This window comes from Streptomyces sp. PU-14G (genome assembly GCF_041028275.1).
Classification (GTDB): domain Bacteria; phylum Actinomycetota; class Actinomycetes; order Streptomycetales; family Streptomycetaceae; genus Streptomyces.
This window is the reverse complement of record NZ_JASKYT010000131.1, coordinates 1-18,081: the sequence shown is the minus strand read 5'-3', so window position 1 is coordinate 18,081 and position 18,081 is coordinate 1. Positions and strand designations below refer to the sequence as shown.

The 18,081-nt window shown below is 71.2% G+C and carries 24 protein-coding genes and 3 pseudogenes; 16 read left to right on the top strand and 11 right to left on the bottom strand.

The window, feature by feature from the left end; genetic code table 11:
* Positions 1-273: pseudogene (locus AB8Z75_RS17260) on the top strand (DNA alkylation response protein); the annotation flags it as partial.
* A 75-nt stretch (positions 274-348) separates the two neighbouring features.
* Here the strand turns inward: AB8Z75_RS17260 and AB8Z75_RS17255 are convergent.
* Complete coding sequence (locus tag AB8Z75_RS17255) at positions 349-969, bottom strand: TetR/AcrR family transcriptional regulator (protein WP_369202908.1); 621 nt, start codon at positions 967-969, stop codon at positions 349-351.
* Between the two features lie 134 nt (positions 970-1,103).
* On the opposite strand from AB8Z75_RS17255, the gene AB8Z75_RS17250 reads away from it, so the two are divergent.
* Together AB8Z75_RS17250 and AB8Z75_RS17245 are read left to right on the top strand one after the other, a co-directional pair.
* Positions 1,104-2,069, top strand: coding sequence for a beta-ketoacyl-ACP synthase III (locus AB8Z75_RS17250; RefSeq protein WP_369202906.1), 966 nt, complete (start codon positions 1,104-1,106; stop codon positions 2,067-2,069).
* A gap of 36 nt (positions 2,070-2,105) precedes the next feature.
* On the top strand, positions 2,106-2,522 hold the full coding sequence (locus AB8Z75_RS17245) for an NUDIX domain-containing protein (protein WP_369202904.1): 417 nt from the start codon (positions 2,106-2,108) through the stop codon (positions 2,520-2,522).
* Positions 2,523-2,524: 2 nt separating this feature from the next.
* Here the strand turns inward: AB8Z75_RS17245 and AB8Z75_RS17240 are convergent, their stop codons facing one another.
* A complete protein-coding gene (locus AB8Z75_RS17240) occupies positions 2,525-3,532 on the bottom strand; it encodes a carbohydrate kinase (RefSeq protein ID WP_369202902.1) in 1,008 nt (335 codons plus the stop codon).
* A gap of 184 nt (positions 3,533-3,716) precedes the next feature.
* Positions 3,717-5,423 (bottom strand): murein biosynthesis integral membrane protein MurJ, encoded by a 1,707-nt coding sequence (murJ, locus tag AB8Z75_RS17235; RefSeq protein WP_369202900.1) that lies wholly within the window; start codon positions 5,421-5,423, stop codon positions 3,717-3,719.
* A 114-nt stretch (positions 5,424-5,537) separates the two neighbouring features.
* Here murJ and AB8Z75_RS17230 point away from each other — a divergent pair, with 114 nt between their 5' ends.
* On the top strand, positions 5,538-6,485 hold the full coding sequence (locus tag AB8Z75_RS17230) for an erythromycin esterase family protein (RefSeq protein ID WP_369202898.1): 948 nt from the start codon (positions 5,538-5,540) through the stop codon (positions 6,483-6,485).
* A 23-nt stretch (positions 6,486-6,508) separates the two neighbouring features.
* Here AB8Z75_RS17230 and AB8Z75_RS17225 read toward each other — a convergent pair whose 3' ends face one another.
* The 3 genes from AB8Z75_RS17225 to AB8Z75_RS17215 form a co-directional block, all read right to left on the bottom strand.
* The gene (locus AB8Z75_RS17225) at positions 6,509-7,612 is read right to left on the bottom strand and encodes a metallophosphoesterase (protein ID WP_369202896.1); all 1,104 of its coding nucleotides are present in this window, start codon (positions 7,610-7,612) and stop codon (positions 6,509-6,511) included.
* A gap of 99 nt (positions 7,613-7,711) precedes the next feature.
* Complete coding sequence (locus AB8Z75_RS17220) at positions 7,712-8,158, bottom strand: ATP-binding protein (protein ID WP_369202894.1); 447 nt, start codon at positions 8,156-8,158, stop codon at positions 7,712-7,714.
* Positions 8,158-8,403 (bottom strand): hypothetical protein, encoded by a 246-nt coding sequence (locus AB8Z75_RS17215; RefSeq protein ID WP_369202892.1) that lies wholly within the window; start codon positions 8,401-8,403, stop codon positions 8,158-8,160. The genes AB8Z75_RS17220 and AB8Z75_RS17215 overlap by 1 nt, the downstream gene beginning before the upstream one ends.
* A gap of 179 nt (positions 8,404-8,582) precedes the next feature.
* On the opposite strand from AB8Z75_RS17215, the gene AB8Z75_RS17210 reads away from it, so the two are divergent.
* Both AB8Z75_RS17210 and AB8Z75_RS17205 read left to right on the top strand, forming a co-directional pair.
* On the top strand, positions 8,583-9,452 hold the full coding sequence (locus AB8Z75_RS17210) for a Scr1 family TA system antitoxin-like transcriptional regulator (RefSeq protein ID WP_369202890.1): 870 nt from the start codon (positions 8,583-8,585) through the stop codon (positions 9,450-9,452).
* Entirely contained in the window at positions 9,418-9,639 is a 222-nt protein-coding gene (locus AB8Z75_RS17205) for a DUF397 domain-containing protein (RefSeq protein ID WP_369202888.1), read from the top strand. Before AB8Z75_RS17210 ends, AB8Z75_RS17205 begins: the two co-directional genes overlap by 35 nt.
* 85 nt (positions 9,640-9,724) lie before the next feature.
* Here AB8Z75_RS17205 and AB8Z75_RS17200 read toward each other — a convergent pair whose 3' ends face one another.
* Positions 9,725-10,750, bottom strand: a complete 1,026-nt coding sequence (locus AB8Z75_RS17200) for an NAD-dependent epimerase/dehydratase family protein (RefSeq protein ID WP_369202886.1) — start codon at positions 10,748-10,750, stop codon at positions 9,725-9,727.
* Between the two features lie 63 nt (positions 10,751-10,813).
* On the opposite strand from AB8Z75_RS17200, the gene AB8Z75_RS17195 reads away from it, so the two are divergent.
* Complete coding sequence (locus AB8Z75_RS17195) at positions 10,814-11,446, top strand: TetR/AcrR family transcriptional regulator (RefSeq protein WP_369202884.1); 633 nt, start codon at positions 10,814-10,816, stop codon at positions 11,444-11,446.
* A 48-nt stretch (positions 11,447-11,494) separates the two neighbouring features.
* Here the strand turns inward: AB8Z75_RS17195 and AB8Z75_RS17190 are convergent.
* Positions 11,495-11,648: pseudogene (locus AB8Z75_RS17190) on the bottom strand (IS5/IS1182 family transposase); the annotation flags it as partial.
* Between the two features lie 333 nt (positions 11,649-11,981).
* Here AB8Z75_RS17190 and AB8Z75_RS17185 point away from each other — a divergent pair.
* From AB8Z75_RS17185 to AB8Z75_RS17170, 4 genes are all read left to right on the top strand, one after another.
* Positions 11,982-12,203: a hypothetical protein gene (locus AB8Z75_RS17185; protein WP_369202882.1), complete on the top strand. Its 222-nt coding sequence runs from the start codon at positions 11,982-11,984 to the stop codon at positions 12,201-12,203.
* A gap of 73 nt (positions 12,204-12,276) precedes the next feature.
* On the top strand, positions 12,277-12,429 hold the full coding sequence (locus tag AB8Z75_RS17180) for a DUF397 domain-containing protein (RefSeq protein WP_369202880.1): 153 nt from the start codon (positions 12,277-12,279) through the stop codon (positions 12,427-12,429).
* A gap of 85 nt (positions 12,430-12,514) precedes the next feature.
* Positions 12,515-12,880 (top strand): PadR family transcriptional regulator, encoded by a 366-nt coding sequence (locus AB8Z75_RS17175; protein WP_369202878.1) that lies wholly within the window; start codon positions 12,515-12,517, stop codon positions 12,878-12,880.
* Positions 12,877-13,470 (top strand): hypothetical protein, encoded by a 594-nt coding sequence (locus AB8Z75_RS17170; protein WP_369202876.1) that lies wholly within the window; start codon positions 12,877-12,879, stop codon positions 13,468-13,470. Before AB8Z75_RS17175 ends, AB8Z75_RS17170 begins: the two co-directional genes overlap by 4 nt.
* Before the next feature lie 44 nt (positions 13,471-13,514).
* Here AB8Z75_RS17170 and AB8Z75_RS17165 read toward each other — a convergent pair whose 3' ends face one another.
* Positions 13,515-14,006 carry a hypothetical protein gene (locus tag AB8Z75_RS17165; protein ID WP_369202874.1) on the bottom strand — a complete coding sequence of 164 codons (492 nt, stop codon included), beginning with the start codon at positions 14,004-14,006 and terminating at the stop codon, positions 13,515-13,517.
* Positions 14,007-14,311: 305 nt separating this feature from the next.
* On the opposite strand from AB8Z75_RS17165, the gene AB8Z75_RS17160 reads away from it, so the two are divergent.
* The 4 genes and pseudogenes from AB8Z75_RS17160 to AB8Z75_RS17145 all read left to right on the top strand — a co-directional run.
* Complete coding sequence (locus tag AB8Z75_RS17160; RefSeq protein ID WP_369202872.1) at positions 14,312-14,614, top strand: acylphosphatase; 303 nt, start codon at positions 14,312-14,314, stop codon at positions 14,612-14,614.
* The gene (locus tag AB8Z75_RS17155; protein WP_369202871.1) at positions 14,611-15,414 is read left to right on the top strand and encodes a Mut7-C RNAse domain-containing protein; all 804 of its coding nucleotides are present in this window, start codon (positions 14,611-14,613) and stop codon (positions 15,412-15,414) included. Before AB8Z75_RS17160 ends, AB8Z75_RS17155 begins: the two co-directional genes overlap by 4 nt.
* A 219-nt stretch (positions 15,415-15,633) precedes the next feature.
* Entirely contained in the window at positions 15,634-15,894 is a 261-nt protein-coding gene (locus AB8Z75_RS17150; protein WP_369202869.1) for a type II toxin-antitoxin system Phd/YefM family antitoxin, read from the top strand.
* Between the two features lie 62 nt (positions 15,895-15,956).
* A pseudogene (locus tag AB8Z75_RS17145) lies at positions 15,957-16,136 on the top strand (type II toxin-antitoxin system RelE/ParE family toxin); the annotation flags it as partial.
* A 199-nt stretch (positions 16,137-16,335) separates the two neighbouring features.
* Here AB8Z75_RS17145 and AB8Z75_RS17140 read toward each other — a convergent pair.
* Both AB8Z75_RS17140 and AB8Z75_RS17135 read right to left on the bottom strand, forming a co-directional pair.
* Positions 16,336-16,788, bottom strand: coding sequence for a protein-tyrosine phosphatase family protein (locus AB8Z75_RS17140; protein ID WP_369202867.1), 453 nt, complete (start codon positions 16,786-16,788; stop codon positions 16,336-16,338).
* A 64-nt stretch (positions 16,789-16,852) separates the two neighbouring features.
* A complete protein-coding gene (locus AB8Z75_RS17135; protein WP_369202865.1) occupies positions 16,853-17,362 on the bottom strand; it encodes a GNAT family N-acetyltransferase in 510 nt (169 codons plus the stop codon).
* Positions 17,363-17,750: 388 nt separating this feature from the next.
* On the opposite strand from AB8Z75_RS17135, the gene AB8Z75_RS17130 reads away from it, so the two are divergent.
* On the top strand, positions 17,751-18,081 hold a 331-nt coding region (locus tag AB8Z75_RS17130; RefSeq protein ID WP_369202863.1), incomplete at its 3' end, for an SRPBCC domain-containing protein.

Genomic DNA, 18,081 nt, shown 5'->3' with positions numbered 1-18,081 from the left:
GACCGCGGCGCCGACCACCGGCTCGACGCCGCGGTCAAGGACGTGCTCACCCAGCTCGCCGACCTGGACGGCATCGAGGCGAGGGCGCGGCGGCTCGTGGAGCGGATGGCGCTGGTTCTCCAGGGCTCGCTCCTGGYSCCCWKGTCGCCGCCCGAGGTCGCCGACGCGTTCTGCGCCTCCCGGCTGGGCGGCGACTGGGGTGCCGCGTTCGGGACCCTGCCCTCGGGCGCGGACCTGGAGGCGCTCGTGGAGCGGGCGCGGCCTGTGGAGTGACGGACCGGGCCGCGCCCCCCGACACGGGCGGGCGCGACCCGTTGGCAGGACGCCCCGCGCCCGGCGCGCCCGTGCTCAGCCGCAGGGCGGCGCGGGGCCCAGCAGGCGGTCGAGGGCGCGGCGGGTCCTGGCGGGCGCCGTGGCGTCCGCGAACAGCTGGAGCTCCTGGTTGAGCGCCATGTAGAGGCCGTGCATCTCGAAGGCGAGCTGTTCGGGGTCGACGTCGCCGGGCAGCTCGCCGACCTCGACGGCGATCCGCAGGTCGTTCACCAGCAGCCGCCTGCCGCGCAGCATGAAGCGTGCCACCGTGTCGTGGACGGGCCCGCCGCGCGCGTCGAACTCGGCGGAGGCGGCGGTGAACAGGCAGCCGCCGGGGAAGGCGGTGCGCTCGCTGACCAGGTAGCGGATCCACGCCTCGCAGAAGGCCCGCAGCCGGACCAGTCCTGGCCGCAGCGCGGCGACCGGCTCCCACACCATGCGGGTGAACAGCCCCGAGGCACCGTGCAGGGCGGCGAGTTGCAGGGCCTGTTTGGAGCCGAAGTGGCCGAGGACGCCCGCCTTGCTCATGCCCAGGTCGGTGGCCAGCCGGCCGATGGTCAGCCCCTCCAGTCCTTCGACGGAGCCGATGGCGACGCTGCGCTCGATGATGCGCTCGCGCGTTCTGCGCGCCTCGGCGACGGACTTGCGTGGGCTCATGCGCCCATCGTAACCACCCGGGCGCATTTAACTTCCGATCGGTCGGTTGCTATTCTCCCGCCACCGGTCGGCCTGCCGCGCTCCCCACGCGGACGGCCACCGACCACCGCCCCTTCCGTGAGGAGAACTGCACCGTGCCGGGAACCCGTATCGCAGCGCTGGGCCACTATCAGCCGGACCGCGTCCTCACCAACGACGAGCTGGCCGGCATGGTCGAGACGAACGACGCGTGGATACGCCAGCGCACCGGCATCGCCACCCGGCGCATCGCCGCCGAGGACGAGACCGTCGCCGACATGGCGACCGCCGCGGCCGGCAAGGCACTGGCCGCCGCGGGGCTGGCACCTTCCGACATCGGCATGGTCGTCGTCGCCACGTGCTCCGCGCGGGACCGCTGCCCCAGCACCGCAGCCCAGGTGGCACGCCGCCTGGAGATCCCCTCCCCCGTGGCCTACGACCTCAACAACGGCTGCGCCGGCTTCTGTACGGCGCTCGCCTCCGCGAGCCACTCGGTGGCCGCGGGCGCCGCACGGCACGCCCTGGTCATCGGCGCGGAGAAGATGTCGGACGTCACCGACTGGAGCGACCGCAGCACCTGCATCCTGCTGGCGGACGGCGCGGGCGCCGCCGTCGTCAGCGCGCAGCCGGACGGCGCGGCGGACGAGGACCAGGACGGCATCGGGCCCGTCGAGTGGGGCTCGGACCCCTCGCGGGGCGACATGGTGCGGCTGCTGGACGCCTGGCAGCCGCGCTTCGCCCAGGAGGGCCCCGCCGTCTTCCGCTGGGCCGCGGCCGAGCTGCCCGCGCTGGCCCGCCGCGCCTGCGAGCGTGCGGGGCTGGCGCCCGGCGACCTGGCGGGTGTGGTCACCCACCAGGCCAACCTGCGCCTGATGGAGGCCGTACTGGGCCGGCTCGACCTCGCCGAGGACGTGGTGATCGGCCGGGACGTGGTCGACTCCGGCAACACCTCGGCCGCCTCCGTCCCCCTCGCCCTGTCCAAACTGGTCGAGCGCCGCGAGGTGGAGCCGGGCGCCCCGGTGCTGCTGCTCAGCTTCGGCGGCGGCATGTCGTGGGCGGGCCAGGTGGTGCGCTGCCCCTGAGGCCTCTCGCTCGTCACCCCCTGCGACGATCGGGCCATGGATGACACCCAGAACCGGTACGCGCCGCAGCCTGGAGAAGCCGCCGCCGAGCTGGTCGTCTCGGCGGCGGCCGTCGTCGTGGACGGCCGCCTGCTGGTGGTCAGCAAGACGGCGGCCCCCGACCTCTTCTACCTGCCCGGCGGCAAGCCCGAGCCCGGTGAGACCCTGCGCGAGGCTCTCGTACGGGAGTTGGACGAGGAACTGGGCGTCGCCCCCAGGGGAGTCGCCCCGCTCACCGAGATACGGGCGACCGCGGCGCTGGAGGGGGTGCCGATGCGCCTGGCCGTCTTCCGCGCGGCCCTGGACGAGCCGCCCCGCGCCGCGGCCGAGATCGCGGCGCTGCGCTGGACGGACGGCAAGGACGTGAGGCTCGCCCCGGCCATCCGCGACCACGTCGTACCGCTGGTGCTGTGAGCTCAGCGCTCGCCGGTCAGGTCCGCCGCCCAGGGCGGGTTGGCGCCGCGTACGGCGACGACGGCCGCGGCCACCCGCACCCCCCACGTCAGCGCGTCGCGCACCTGCTCCCCCGTGAGCGCGTCGAGACGGCCGCCGAGGGCTCCCGCGGCGTGGAGCGAGTGCAGAAAGCCCGCCATGAAGGAGTCGCCCGCGCCGACCGTGTCCACCACGCGGGTCGGGGGCGCGGCAACGTGGATCTTCTCGCCGCGGAGGGAGGCCATGACGCCGTCTCCACCGAGGGTGACCACCACCAGCTCGGTGCCCTCGGCGTGGAAGGCGTCGGCGGCGTCCCGCGGTGTGGCGCCGGGGCGCAGGTGGCTCAGGTCGTCGTCGGAGAGGCGCAGGATGTCGGCGAGCGCGCACCAGCGGGGCAGCGCCTCGCGGTAGACGGCGGGATCGACCAGCAGTGGCCGCACGTTGGGGTCGAGGGAGACGGTGGCGCGCTGCCGCGCGCGTGCCAGCAGCCGCTCGACGGCGGCGCCGCCCGGCTGCTGGACGAGGGCGAGGGAGCCGGTGTGCAGGCAGGACGTCGGGGAGTCGGCGGCGCGGGCCAGTTCCTCGTCGGTCCACTGCCAGTCGGCGGCCTGCTGCGCGTGGAAGGAGTAGTCGGCGCTGCCGTCGTCGGCCAGGTCGGCGACGGCCAGGGTGCTGGGCTCGGCCGCGTGCACCGCGTGGCTCAGGTCGACGCCAGAGCCCGCGAGGTGGTCGGAGAACAGCCGTCCGAACACGTCGTGCGAAAGCCGCGCCAAGAACCGGGTGGGCGTGCCGAGCCGGGCCAGCGCCACCGCGGTGTTGGCGGGCCCGCCACCGGGGTGGACGTCCAGCGTGAGCGGCGCCGGGGACCCGGCGGAGGAAGACGACGGCGCGGGAGACCCAGCGTGGGAGGAGGACGGCGGGTCGGTGCGCGGCGCCACGAACGCGTCGGCGACGCATTCGCCCAGCACGGCCACGGGATGGTCAGCGGTCATCTCGGCCCTTTCCTGTCTGTCCCCGGAAGGCGGCCGGCACCGCGTTCCGCGCGGGGCGCGGTCCCGCCCCGTCGGCTCGCCACCCTACGGACCCCCGTTCGATGCCCGTCGGCCGCACCTGTCCGTCGGCCGCACCTGTCCGTCGGCCGCACCTGCCCGTCGGCCGCACCTGCCCGTCCGCTGCTCAGCCGCGCCCCCGCAGACGGCCCGCGAGGCCGCGCAGTTCCGGTACGCGCAGCAGCCGGCCCAGCGCGAAGTAGCCGAGCGCGAGCACCAGCGTGCCCGCGCCGAGTGCCGCCGCGGCCGGACCCGTGCCCTCGCCCCACGCGTGCGCGGCGGCGTCCGAGACCACCCGGGCGAGCCCTGCCGCGAGGGCGGCGGCCACCACCAGCAGGCCGTAGAAGCGGATCAGGCGCCGGTCGGGGTCGAGGGGCGCGGCCAGGCGGCGGCGCAGCATCCAGGAGGTGAGCAGGAGACCGGCGGCGTAGGAGAGGGCGTAGCCCGCGGCCATCCCCGTCACCGCCCAGCGGGCGGGCAGCAGCAGATGGCAGGCGGTGGCCAGGGCGATGTTCACGCCCGCGATGAAGGAGGCCGCCCAGAACGGTGTCCTGGTGTCCTCGAAGGCGTAGAAGCCGCGCAGCAGCAGGTACTGCGCCGAGAACGGGATCAGCCCGAGCCCGAAGGCCTGGAGCATCTGCCCCAGCGGGCGCGCGGACTGAGCGTCGGCGGCGCCGTGGGCGAACAGCAGCGCGGCGATCTGCGGTCCGAGCGCGAGGAAGAGGAAGGCGAGGGGGACGATGAGCGCGCCGGTCAGCCGCAGCGCACGGGTCAGCTGGCCGCGCAGGTCGGCGAGGCGCCCCTCGGCCACGGCGAGGCTCATGCGCGGCAGCAGCGCGGTCACCAGGGAAACGGTGATCACGGACTGGGGCAGCATCCAGATGGTCTGCGCGTAGGTGTAGGCCGAGTATCCGGCGCCCGCGTGCGGGAGCTTCTGGTCGGCGGCGTTGGCGTAGTTGGTGACGACGGTGAGCGAGACCTGGTTGGCCAGCACGAACAGCAGCGTCCACTTGGCGGCGTGTGCGCTGCTGCCGAGCCCGGTGCCGCGCCAGTCGAAGCGCGGCCGGAAGCGGAAGCCGGCCGCCCGGACGAACGGGACCAGCGCCAGTGCCTGGAGGGCGATGCCCGCGGTGGTGCCGAGGCCGAGGAGTCGCACCTGGCCCTCGGTGATGTCGGCGACGCGGTCCGGCACGGTCATCATGGACAGGTAGGCGCCGAACATGGCGATGAGCACGGCGTTGTTGAGGATCGGCGTCCACATCATCGCGCCGAATCTCTCGCGCGCGTTGAGGACCTGTCCCAGCATGGCGAACAGCCCGTAGAAGAAGATCTGCGGCAGCAGGAAACGGGCGAAGACGACGGTCAGCTCGAACGCCTCGTGGTTGGCGGGCGTGTCCCGCATGTAGAGGCCGACGATTCCGGGCGCGGCCCAGACGGCGAGCAGCGTCCCGGCGGCGAGCACGGTGACGACGAGGGTGACCAGCCGCTGCTCGTACGCGACCCCGCCGTCGCGGTGGGTGGCGCGCGCCCGTACGAGCTGCGGCACCAGCACGGCGTTGAGCGCGCCCCCGATCAGCAGCGTGTAGAGACTCGTGGGCACGGTGTTGGCCGTGTTGTAGGTGCTGGCGAGCAGCCCGGTGCCGAGCGCGGCGGCTTGGAGCACCTGCCGGACGAGTCCGGTGGCCCGCGAGACGACGGTGCCCGCGGCCATCACCATCGAAGAGCGCGCCAGTCCAGGGCGCGCGGGAGCCGCCGCCGTCGTCGACTGCTCTGCTGCGGCGTCTTGTCCGGATGCCGCACCTTGTCCGGCCGTCGCCCGCGTCCCGTCCACCATCCGGTCAACCTATGCGCAGTGGATGACGAAGTGTGAATCGCTCGCGTGGCGGGCGACGGGCCGTGAGCCGACAGCTCTTGACTTGAACTTCGCTTCAACTATCAGAGTGGCTGCATGAACGGACAGCAGGAACACGTGAAGCACTGGATCGACCGGCAAGCGCACCGCCTCGACACCTTCGACCCGGACGCGCCACTCGACGACCTCCGTCCCCTGGCCGGGCGGATCGGCGACGGCGCACGCGTCGTGGCCGTCAGCGGCTCGACGCGGCAGGCCCACGAACTCTCCGCCCTCCAGCACCGGCTGGTGCGTCTCCTGGTGGAGGAGCACGGCTTCCGCTCCGTCGCGCTGGAGGGCGACGACCCGACCGCCGCCGGACTCGACGCGTACGTGGCAACCGGCGAGGGCGACCCGCGCGCGATGCTGGCGTCCGCGCGCCCCTTCTGGCGCACGGAGGAGATACGGGGACTGGTGGAGTGGATGCGCGCGCACAACGTGCGCAACCCGGACGCGCCCGTACGGTTCGCACCCACCTCCGCCCACCCCACCTCCCCTCCCCTGGAGGGCCTGGCGGGGATCGAACGCGGACTGGCAGAGGAAACCCTCGCCTGGCACGAGAAGACCGGCGACCGCATCGTCTACTGGGGCGGCATCGCCCACACCGCGGTCGGACACCCCCGAACCGTCTCCCCGCCCTCGCCCGCACTCACCCACCGCAACGCGGGCAGCTACCTGCGGGAGCACCTCGGCGACGGATACGTCTCCGTCGGTCTCACCTTCCACCACGGCGAGCTGCCCTTCACCGCGCCGGTGCCACCCGCCGACTTCGCCGAGTCCGTACTGGGCACGGCCGAACCCGCGGACTTCTGGTGGGACCTGCGTGCCGATTCCGTGCCCGAGCCCGTACGGACGTGGCTGGAGACGCCCGCCAGAACCCGGCTCGTCGGGCCCGCCTACGACCCGGCCGACGACGCCGCCCACCACCTGTCGGGCGGCGCCCTGGCGGACTGGTTCGACGTGCTCGTCCACGTACGGAAGGTGAGCCCGGTGCGGATGCTGTGACGGTGCCGGCGATGCGCCACCCGTCAGATCGCGGGCAGCCGCTCCGTGCGGATGTGCTGGTAGGCGTGGCTGTACGCGTGCGTGCCCGGGTCGACGGTGTAGGCGTCGATGACGACCTGCCGCGCGTTGACGGTCAGCAGCATGAAGCCGAGGGTGTCGTAGGCCTCCCAGAACGCCTTGTTGCTCGGCTCGTCCGCCCGCCCCGAGGTCTTCGCGGCGGCACCGCACACGAGCTGCTGGGTGCCCCGGTACGCGCCGGCCGTGTCGAGGATCTGGAGGGAGTGGTCGTGCCCGGCCAGCAGGAACTCCGCCCGGCCCACGACCACCTCCTCGTACAGCTCCTTGACGTGCTTGCCGCTGAGGTAGTCGCCGCAGGAGATGCCCTCGTACTCCCCCGCGTTGCGGTGCGTGCCGTTGTTGCGCAGCGGGTGGTGCGCGAAGACGAACTTCCAGCGGGCGCGGGAGGCGGCGAGCGACTTCTCCAGCCAGGCGCGCTGCCTGCGGGCGAAGGGCCCGTCCCAGTAGTACTCCGGGTCGGTCTGGAGCACGTAGGAGGACAGCGGAGTGGTGTCCACGGCGAAGAACTCGGCCACGGGGTCGCCGCTCCCGGCCGGGACGGCGACCGTGTAGTACCGGTCCGGCATGTGCCAGCGCGCCGAGTGCTGGTGGTAGGCCACCTCGTGGTCGCCCCGCGAGGACCACCCGCCGGAGCCCGGGATGATCCCGCTGGTGTCGTGGTTGCCCAGCACCATCAGCCAGGGAACGTCGATCCCCGTGTTGGGGCGCTCGAACTTGCTCTGGAACTCGTCGTCCGTGGCGCTCTCCGGGCCGTTCTCATAGATGTTGTCCCCGAGCCCGATCGCCAGGTCCACCCCGCGCCGCTCGCACAGCGCGCGGGCCGCGTCGGCGACGGCCCACTGACCGTCCTCGCCGGTGCCGGCGTCCCCGGTCAGCAGCACGGTCAGCTCGGTCTTGTCGGGCAGCGGCAGCTTCTCGGCCGCGGGTCCTGCTGCCCACGCCGGCTGCGCCGCCGCGCCGCCGCCCAGCACCGCGGTCGCGCCCACTCCCCCGGCCCCCGCCAGTACCGTCCGCCTGCTGACACCGTCACAGGACCGCTGGGCTCCCATGCGCTTCTCCCTCACCGTCTCGGGGCCGTATGCCACCCCGCCGAGGTGAAGATGGCATGTACACGGCGCAGCTAAGCGTGGGCGCGGCGATAACAACTGTCAACAACCGCTCCCGCCCAGTGGGTGTGTGGCACTCAACTCGCACCACACGGTCTTCGTGTACGCCCCCTGCTCCACACCCCACCACAGCGCGAACGCCTCGATCAGAGCGATCCCCCTGCCGGACTCGGCCTCCGGCGCGGCGGCCGGCAGCACGGGCAGCGGACGCGGGTCGGAATCGCTGACCGCGATCCGCAGCCGCTCACCGCCGCACCACGCGACCCGTACGGTCGCGGGCGCCGCCTCCCCCACGTGCACGACGACGTTGGCGAGCAGTTCGCCGACACAGAGCGCCGCCCCGTCGGCCACCGCGCGCGGCGCGCCCCACCGCGTGCAGTGCGCGGCCACCTCATGGCGTACGGCGCCGATATCGGCGGCCCGCGCCAGCACCGCGAGGGACAGCGCGGGCCGCTGCGGGGCCGTGGCGACCCGCCACACCTGCGACATCACCCCTCCGCCCGCCCCTCGGCTCGCCCCTCCGCCGCAGCGGCGCGCAGTACGGCCGTCAGGGCGCGCACCGTTTCGACGTTGCAGTTACCGAGCGCGATCAGCGGGTCGGGCCTGTACCCGGCGTACGTCACCGGATCGACCCCGAGAGACGGCAACGTCAGCCCGTGCGCACGAAGCGCCTCATGCAGCCCGGCAACGCATTCCTCGACATTTCTCGACCGGCTGTACGCATGTTCGTTCATATGTCGCACCTTTCCTGAGCACTGTGTGACGGACCCCTCACACCATGACCCCAGTGCGGGTAGCGTTGCCGCCTACAGGGCTCCCGCAAGCGAACTGCCCCTCAGCGACGTCCCATTGCGGACCCACCGGGAATGGCCCCACCCGAACGAAAACAGCCACCAACTCTCGGCGGTGAACCGTGCCAGGACCAAAAGACATCGACGGCTCAGTGGGCGTCCCCACCTTCTACGGTGCGGAGTTGCGCTGGCAGCGCGAGCAGGCCGGAATGACCCAGCAACAGTTGGTGGAGGGCAGCTTCTACGGCTATAGCCATCTGAGCGAAATCGAACGCGGCGAGCGCCGCATGCCGCTGGATCTGGCGGAACACGTGGACCGAGCCCTCAAGACGGACGGGTTCTTCACCCTCCGCTGCGAGGATGTGCGCCGCGCACGACGGAGAGGGCACGCCCCGTACTTCGAGCAAGTGTTGGAGGTCGAAACCAAGGCCTTGAGCATTGAGGAATGGAGTCCCGTTCTCCTGCCAGGTGTGTTGCAGACAGAGGCATACGCCCGGGCCGTGGTCGAAGCGACCCACCCTTTGGAGTCGCCGGACGAGGTAGCTACGAAGGTGAACGGTCGCCTGTCTCGCGCTCGACTTCTCGACGGCGCCCCGAAGCAACCACTGTTCTGGGTCATCATGCATGAGAACGTGATCCGGCAGCCCCTACTCGGCGCAGCCGAGATGGCCGAACAACTCGCTCATATCGCCGACTCGGCACAGAGGCGCCGGATCGTTCCGCAGGTCGTTCCGGGGAACGCGGGACCGCATCCTTTCCTGACGGGGATGACCGCGATCATGACCTTCGCCGACGCGCCCGCCCTCGTCTACACAGAAGGCTTGCACAGTGGCGAGGTCATCGACGATCCAGCCCTCGTGGCGGAGTACCGAAGGTCGTACGATCTTCTGAGGGCCTTCGCGCTGTCGCCGGGGGCCTCCCTGGCCATGATTCTGAGCGCAGCAGAGGATTACCGAAATGGCACACAGCCACCCTGGCTTGAGCGCGGTTGAGTGGCGTAAGAGCAGCTACAGCAACGGCAGCGGCGGCAGTTGCGTGGAAGTCGGCGCGGGCGCCGCCGCAGGCATCGTGCCGGTCCGCGACACCAAAACCGCCCCCACCGGCACCGTGCTCACCTTCCCCGCCACCTCGTGGACGCACTTCATCCGTACCCTCCACCGCACGCAACCGAGCGACTGAGCCCACAGCAAAGATCATCCGGAGGTGGCACGAAGCAGCCACACCGAGTTGGGGCGGGGACAGGCGCGCAGTCACCTCCCGGAGTTCAGATGAGCTGGTGTTCGGCCAGGCTGCGCCCGGTCTGCTCGATCGCGTCTGGGATCGAGCGCAACGGGTGTCCGAGGAGGGTCTCGGCGCTGGTGCGGTCGAAGCGCTGCTTTTGACCGATCAGCCATCGGTTGTCGCGCAGTTGGGGTTCGAACACGCTGGCGAGCCAGGTGAGCCAGGTCGGCATCGCCCGTGCGGGCATCTTCTGACTTGCTTCGGGAAGGCGTTCGCGGATGACTCTGGCGACCTCTGTGAGCGACATCGGGTCGGTGGCGATGATCGTGCGGCGACCGGCGGCACTCACGGAGGTCATCGCGGCGATGTGGGCGTCGGCGATGTCCCGCACATCGGCCCATGGAAGCCGAAGGTCGGGGATCATCGGGAGTGCCCCCGACATGATCTGCTGGATCGCGGTGACTGAGGTCCCAGGATCGTTCGTCAGGAGTGGCCCGATCACCGCGCCCGGGTTGATGAGTGCAAGCCGGTCCGGGACCCCGCGTTGCCGCGCGAGAGCGCACGCGGCCCGCTCGGCCTTGACCTTCGAGACGGTGTACGCGTTCAGGCGCGGGTCATCCGGGTCGGTCCAGTCAGCGTCGGTGTAGACGTGCTCTTGGGGTGCGCGGGCGAACTGCATCGTCGCCAACGTTGAGGTCATGACCACGCGTTCCACGCCCGCATCCAGTGCCGCCCCGACCGCTCGGATCGCACCCTCGACGGCAGGACGGACCAATTCGTCCGGGTCTTTCGGCTTCGCCAACACGAACGGGGAGGCCACATGCAGTGCGTATCGGCAACCGTCGAACGCTTCCGCCCACCCCCGATCGGACATCAGGTCGAGCCGGCAGACCTCGAGCCTTGCCGTGTCGACGCCTGCTGCCGCCATCGCCGCACGCACCTCGCCGATACGAGCGCGCGACCGCACCGAGCCACGTACCGCGTATCCGCGCCGCAACAGCTCGGCTGTGAGGTGACCACCGATGAACCCCGAGGCGCCCGTGACCAGGACCACGTCCGTCATATCCATCCCCTCCCACCATCTTGACAGTGAGCAGTTTACGAACCATCTGCTCGCTGTCAAGATGGTGGGATGAGCAAGGAACCACCCACCGGGGATCAGTACCATCACGGCAATCTGCGCGCCGCGCTGCTCGACAGCGCGCTCGTCGTGCTGACCGAGAAAGGCGTCGCCGGGTTCAGCATGCGCGAAGCCGCGCGACAGGCGGGCGTGTCGCAGTCTGCTCCCAAGCATCACTTCGGTGACGCGCGCGGGCTCCTCGGTGCGCTCGCGACCCGTGCGTACCGGCAACTCTGCGATCGGCTCGAATCACTCGAACTCGCTGGACTCGATGCGCGAGAGCGCGTCACGTGCGTCGCTGCGCAGTACATCGCCTTCGCGGGTGAGAACCGTGCCCTGTTCGACCTGATGTGGCGGATGACGCAGTTCGACTTCGCCACATCCGAACTGGCCGAGCAGAAGCACCGCGCCCTCCGCGTTCTGGATCGCAGCGTGCGCGGCGAGGACGCCGAACCGGCGGCTTACGACAGCGACCCCGCACTGCTGCCGAGCTACGCGGTCTGGTCTCTCGTACACGGGTACACGACCCTCGCGTTGGAGGGTGCAATCGACAGCAGCAATCCGGATCCGCTGAACAGCGACCTGCTTCCCGCCATGCTCGCGCTTCTCGACGTGTCCGGGCCTCCGCGGACGAGCTTTCCGTAGAGGGTGAAGCACAGTCCCTACACCCTCAAATGCGTTGAGCCGGTTCTCCCAGCGGGCCCGGTACGACACGCGCACGCTGCCGCGGGCGCCTCGGCAGCCCTTGTCGGCCCAGCACTGCACGCCTGTCTGCGCCAGGGCATCGATGACGCTGAGGGTGGCGGGCGGCCTTGATGTCGTGATCGGCACCGGGTAGGGCGGGGGATCTTGTTCGTGAACCCGTCTACCAGGAGAGGTTCCAGGGCCAGACATCCCTTCGCCCCAACTACCCTCCCACCGCGCCGGGTGGGAAAAGGCACAGCGCCGGTCGACGACCAAGTCCGTGGAGTTGCACCGACCCTGTGTGCGCGAGGGACCGCAGTGCAGCGCGTGTACGACCAGGCCATTACAATGCGGTGCCCACGAGGCTTGGTCCTGCACCATTGATGACCACTGGTTGAGCGAGCTACCTCGGTCGGACCACACAGGCGCAGGGCCGCATCACAGCGTTGCCCCAGTGGGTGGCCCCACGGGAGTCCCCGAAGAAGGACGAAAAGTAATGGAACTCGGCTTCATCGGAATCATAGCGGCCCTCGGGGGACTTCTTATTGGCTTGAATGTCAAAGGCCTGGCGGACAAGTACTTCAATTACCTGGCCCGCACCCATTACACCCTTCCTAACGCCAGACCGTGGAACATCCGTCTCGTCGGGTGGGGCGGGGCTTTCATAGGCGCAGTCTTCATCGTCGGTGGGTTCTCCGGGGTCATGACTGCGTCGTAAGTTCGGGGCTTCTCCAGCGTCTCATCCTGTAGTGCAATTCGGCTCGACCCGGTTACTGGCTGACGCAGGCTACGTGCGACTGCTTCGAAGTCGCACGAGCGCCGCCGCAGGCGTCGTCCCCATCCGGGACACCAAGACCGCCCCCACCGGCGCGGTGCTCACCTTCCCCACCGCCCAATGGGCGCGCTTCCTCAACGCCCTCCACCAGGGCCAACTGCGCGACTGAGGGCCCAGTCCTGCACTGTTACCCCGGGGCCGCCGGCGATGTGCGCACCCGCGGCGGGATTGACACGCCCACTAGTATGCAATGCATGGTAGCTGGCAAAGCAAGTGGTCCCGGAGAGGCCCGCGGAGTCAGCCAGCTGCGCAAGGGCGTGCTGGAGTACTGCGTCCTGGCGTTGCTGAGTGACAGACCCCGCTACGGGGTGGAGCTGCTGGAGGCTCTCGCGGACACGCCGGTCATGGCGACCAGCCAGGGGACGCTGTATCCCCTGCTGTCCCGGCTGCGCAGAAGTGGCCTGGCGGACACGTTCCTGACGGAGTCGGCCAGCGGGCCCTCTCGCAGGTACTACGAGCTGACCGACCAGGGCCGGCAGGCCCTGGAGGAGTTCTCCGGGCACTGGCCCGGTTTCCGTGACGCTGTTGACCGTTTCCTCGATCCTGGAGCTGAGTCGTGAACGACGCCCTCACCCAGCCGCTGGTGCGCGCTTACCTGGCCTCGCTCGACAAGCAGGCAGCGGTGCTGCCTGCTGACCGGCGCCGTGACCTGGTGGCAGACCTGCGCGAGCACCTGGAGTCCGTCCTGCCGCAGGATGCCGACGACGCGGCGGTCCAGCAGGCACTGGACGAGCTCGGCGCCCCCGGGGAGATCGCCGCCGCCGCGATCGCCGACGAGCCCGGTGTCGACCCGCTGCAACCGGAGAGCAGCGCGCGCACCACCGTGACCCTGGGCATGATGGTGTTGGCCGCTCCGCTCTCGGTCGTGGGCATCGGCGTCGTACTGGCCGTCCTCGCCATCGTGCGGATATGGCGCTCTCCCGCCTGGTCCAGGCGGGACAAGCGCCTGGGCGTCATCTGGACCCTCTCGCCTGTCGTGGTGATCCCCGCGGCTGCCGCAGCGTTTGCTCTCACCGGCGGCCTCGACCCCACCGCAGTCATCGGCGTCCTGCTGATCGCCATGCTGGTCCAACTGGCCGGAGCCGTCCGGCTGGGACGCGGCGCCGCGCGCCTGCGCCCGCACGCGACCTCGACGCTCCTCGCGGAATGACGTACAAGGCGGACTGGACGTCTTTGGAGGTGGTGCGGAACCGGTCAGCCGAGAGGGTCGCCCTCTCCGCATTGACCGTTGGCCCCGGTGTCGACTCGATACCAAGCGCAGGTCTTTGCATTCCATGAGGTGTATGGCCAGTCGCTGCGCTCACCTTCCTGGTTATAGCAGCCATGGACTCCGGTTATGCACACGGCGGCGCGAATACCCTTGATGTTGGAGTCCGTGCTGTGACGAGCAACTCCCCACGCGTCGTCGCCTTTTCCGCAGGCGATATAGGCTTGAGCATCGTGATGCTCGTGAGGATCTGTCGTGAAGTCCATCCACAGCATCGCGCAGTGGCCGTCACCTGCCGTGTCGTGGACGTAGCCGTTCATCAACTTGGTCTTGCCGCCGTCCTCCGTGTAGTAACGGGCTATGCCGTACGCACCAGGTATCTCCATCTTCTGATCAGGGACGGCTTGGGCTGTGGTTGCTCCGAACAGGACGCCGGCGCATGCCAGCGGGAGCGGCGCTTTCAGAAGCCAGGAACGCATGGCAGTGACCTCTCACATTCGACAGACTTGCTCATGAGCTTCAGGTAGGCCCCATGCGGCGGCAAGCTCCTTTCCAGCCATGCGGCACCGGCGGTGAGGCAAGCGCTGCGGGGTGTGTTCGGCGGTCATGGAGGTGGCTGACCGCCGGATCGCGGCGACGGTCGCGGTTCCGGCGAGAACGCGGGGCCTCTTGCCGTACGTCGTCGCGACGGCCCGACCCGGCCGTGCGTCCCCGGTCGCGATGCCCTCGCGACCGGTCCGCGCGACCATGGGGGGGCGGGGGACGAGGAGCGCGGAGAGTGCGGATGGCTGTGGCAGCGAAGCGTGTGATCGTGACGGGGCAGGTGCAAGGCGTCTTCTTCCGGGACACTTGCCGCCGGACGGCCGCCGAGCGCGGCGTCACCGGATGGGTCCGCAACCGCGCCGACAGCACCGTCGAAGCCGTCTTCGAGGGCGAGCCGCAGGCGGTGGACGCGCTGGTGGAGTGGGCGCGTCAGGGCCCGGCGGCGGCGGTCGTCGAGGAAGTGACCGTCACCGAGCAGGAGCCGCGCGGGCACTCCGCTTTCCAGGTGCGGCCCACCGCCGGGCCGGGGGCGGCGGACGGGTGAGCGGACCGCGCCGGCCGACGGAACCCGCCGGGAACGCCGAGCTCCGCGTCCGCGTCCCGCGCACGCTCCGCCTCTTCCTGCCGAGCCGCCTCCACCGCGAGGCGGACCGCGCAGCGCCGGACGACGGCCTGTGGTGCGCCTACGACGGCACGTCCTCGCTCGGTCACGTCGTGCAGTCGCTCGGTGTGCCGCTGACGGAGGTGGCCGGGCTCCGCGTGGACGGCGAGGAGGTCCCCGTCACCTACCGTCCGCGCGCCGGGGCACGCATCGACCTCGATCCCGTCGCACGCCCGCAAACCCTGCCCGCCTCGGCGCCGTTCCCTCCGCGCTTCGTGCTCGACGTCCACCTGGGCGCCCTGGCGCGGCGCCTGCGGCTGCTGGGCGTCGACTCCGCCTACCGCAACGACGCGGACGACCCCGAACTGGTGGAGCGGGCCAACTCCGAGCGGCGCGTCCTGCTGACGCAGGACCGGGGGCTGCTGCGCAGGCGGGCCCTGTGGTGCGGAGCGTACGTACGGGGCAGCGGGCCCGACGATCAGCTCACCGACGTGCTGTCCCGCTTCGCGCCGCCGACGGCGCCCTGGACGCGCTGCCCGGCCTGCAACGGCACGCTGGAGTCCGTCGCCAAGGAGGAGATCGCCGACCGGTTGCCGCCGGGAACCCGCCGCACCTACGACACCTTCACCCGCTGCACGTCCTGTGCCCGCCTCTACTGGCCGGGCGCCCACCACGCCCGCCTGACGGCACGGGTGGCCGCCGCCCTGGAGGCGGCCGGACCGGGGCCCCTTCCGGGCCGGTGAAACCGGCTTGCTGAGCCGTTCGCCGGCGCCCGCCGGCGCCGCGACAAGCTGCGTGTCGACGCGAAGCGGTGAAACCAGGACGATGATCAGGTCGCCTCAAGGCGAAGCGCCCGCCCGTGACGTGGTGAGCTCACGGCCGGCCGACAGGGCTCTCCAGCTCAAACTACGGCCACCAAGGACCGGACGGCGGCGAAGTGCACACTTCTGCAAGGTGCTGTCATGACGGAGAGCACATACTCGATCGTGGAGGCCCGCGCCCGGCTCGGTGCCATCGCGCGCGAGGTCAGCGCCACCCGTGAACCGGCCGCCATCACCGACCACGGACAGACCGTCGCCATACTGGTCAGCCCCGCCGACGCCCTGGAACTGCAGGAGCTGCGCTCTCTGGCCGCGTACCGCGGGCGCCAGGCCCGGGGCGAGAGCGCCGGCGTCCCGCACGATGAGGCGTACCGCCGCGTCTTCGGCGGCAACGAGGCGTGAGCTACCAGGTCATCTGAGAGCCCGAGGCGCTCGCTCAGGCGGAGAAGTACGCCAAGGACGACCTCGACGGAGTGCGGCAGGTGTTCAGCGCCGTCGACCGCCTCGCCGGCGACCTGCGGCCCGAGGGCGCGTTCGGCAGCGCCGACCTGCTTCGCATCCACGTCGGCCGGTACCGCGTCCTGTACGAAATCAACGATCAGCAGGTCCGTGTCCCCGTGATCCACCTCGGACGTCTGCGCTGACCGCAGGAGCGCCGCACGTGGGTGAGCCGGGGCACGGGGGTTCCGTGCGGTCGGTGTCGGCCGCCCCGGCGGAGCCGCCGTGCTTTCGGCCGTCATCACCTTCGGCGAGGGCGCCTACGCGGTGCCGGGCCCCTGACCCGGCGCGTCCGTGTCCGGCTGCGGGTGCGGGTGCGGGTGCTGGTGCTGGTGCTGGTGCTGGTTAGCGCCCCGCACCAGCGCCAGCCGGCTGGAAACGCCTCACGTACCGCTTCTGCCAGGGGGTTTCCACCGCGCGGGGCGAGTAGTGGGTGCGGACGTAAGCCACGGCTTCGTCCGGCGGGACGCCGTCCAGGACGGCCAGGCACGCCAGCGCCGTCCCCGTACGGCCCTGACCGCCCCCGCAGGCCACCTCCACGCGCTCGCTCCCGGCCCGCTCCCACACCTGCCGGAAGGCATCGCGGGCTGCGGCGCGGTCGGCGGGCAGGCGGAAGTCGGGCCAGCGCAGCCAGCGGTACTCCCACGCGACAGGCGCGGGCTCACGGCCCAACAGGTACAGGCCGAACGACGGTTCGGGCCCGGAGGGCAGCGGGTGGCGCAGCCCCCTGCCACGGACGAGCCGCCCGGAGGGCAGACGCAGCGTTCCCGGTGCCTGGGAGTCCCATGTGACGGTCATCCCGGCAGCCTAGCCAGCCGGCCGAACGCATGTCCCGGATTCGGCGGAACGCCTTCCTTCCTGCTCAGTCGTGGGCCGGGACGGAGGTGTCGAACGAGATCCAGACGTCGGGAGGCACGTCGGGCCGGCCCGGTATCGCGCGGCGTTCCTCCGTCCACGCGTCACCGGCGATCTGTGTGGCGACGCGGCGCCAGAAGCGCACAGCGGAGGTGTTGGCGTCCTGGAACGCGACTTCCCACGGGCCCGGGTGCCTGGCCGCGATCTCCTGCACAGCGCGCAGCCCGATCCCTGTCCGCCGTGCGCCGCGCACCACGAAGAAGCTGTTCAGCACACGCGTCGGGGCGGTCAGGCTGCGGACGAACGCGAACCCGGCAGGGCGGTCACCACGGGTGAGGAGGTACGGCGCCCAGTCGGGATCGGAGAAGGCCATGTGGAGCCGGTCGCTGCGGAAGGTCCCGTCGGCGTGGGGAAGCCGACCGTCGACCCCCGACATGTCATGGCAGAACATCAGCCACAGCCGCTCCACGACAGGGCGGTCGGCGAGGTGCGCGAGGCGGATCGATACGTCTGGCACGGGACTCCTTCTGCAGGGCGGTCAACCGGCGAGCTCGGCGTGCCGGCGTCGACGGTACCGAGGCTCCGGACTGACGCCCGTTGTACCAGTGTTCGTACTGCTCGTCGGCGGTGCGGGGCCGGATCACGCGTCGCCGGACGGGCCCGCCTCCCCCGTCCGGCCCCTGCCGGACGGCGGGCGCGGGCGCGTGGCGGGAGGATCACAGGGCCGGTCACCGGCGACCGGCACGAGGGAAAGAGAGCACGAGGGACGAGGGGAGCACGTGGGCGCGAGGGCGCGAGGGCGCGAGGGCACGTGGGCACGTGGGCACCTGGGCACGAGGGCGCGAGGGCGCGAGGGCGCGAGGGCGCGAGGGCGCGAGGCGATGAGGGCATGAGGGCATGAGGCCATGAACGTGGAGCTGGGCATCTTCGTGGAGCGGGACGGGCTGCCGGCGGTGCGGTTGGAGCGCCCTTTCGGGGTGCCGGTCGAGCAGGTGTGGCGGGCGCTGACGGAGCCGGGCAGCCTGGCGGCGTGGTTCCCCTCGCCGACGGTGGACCTGCAACCGCACGTGGGTGGCCGGGTGGAGTTCCCTCCGGCACCGTGCTGGAATTCGATCCACCGCGGCGCCTGGGGTACACCTGGGGCGACGACGAGCTGCTCTTCGAGCGCGGGCCGCGCGGCGAGGGCTGCCTGCTCGCTCTCACCGACGTGCTGGAGGAGCGCGGCGCCGCGGTGGA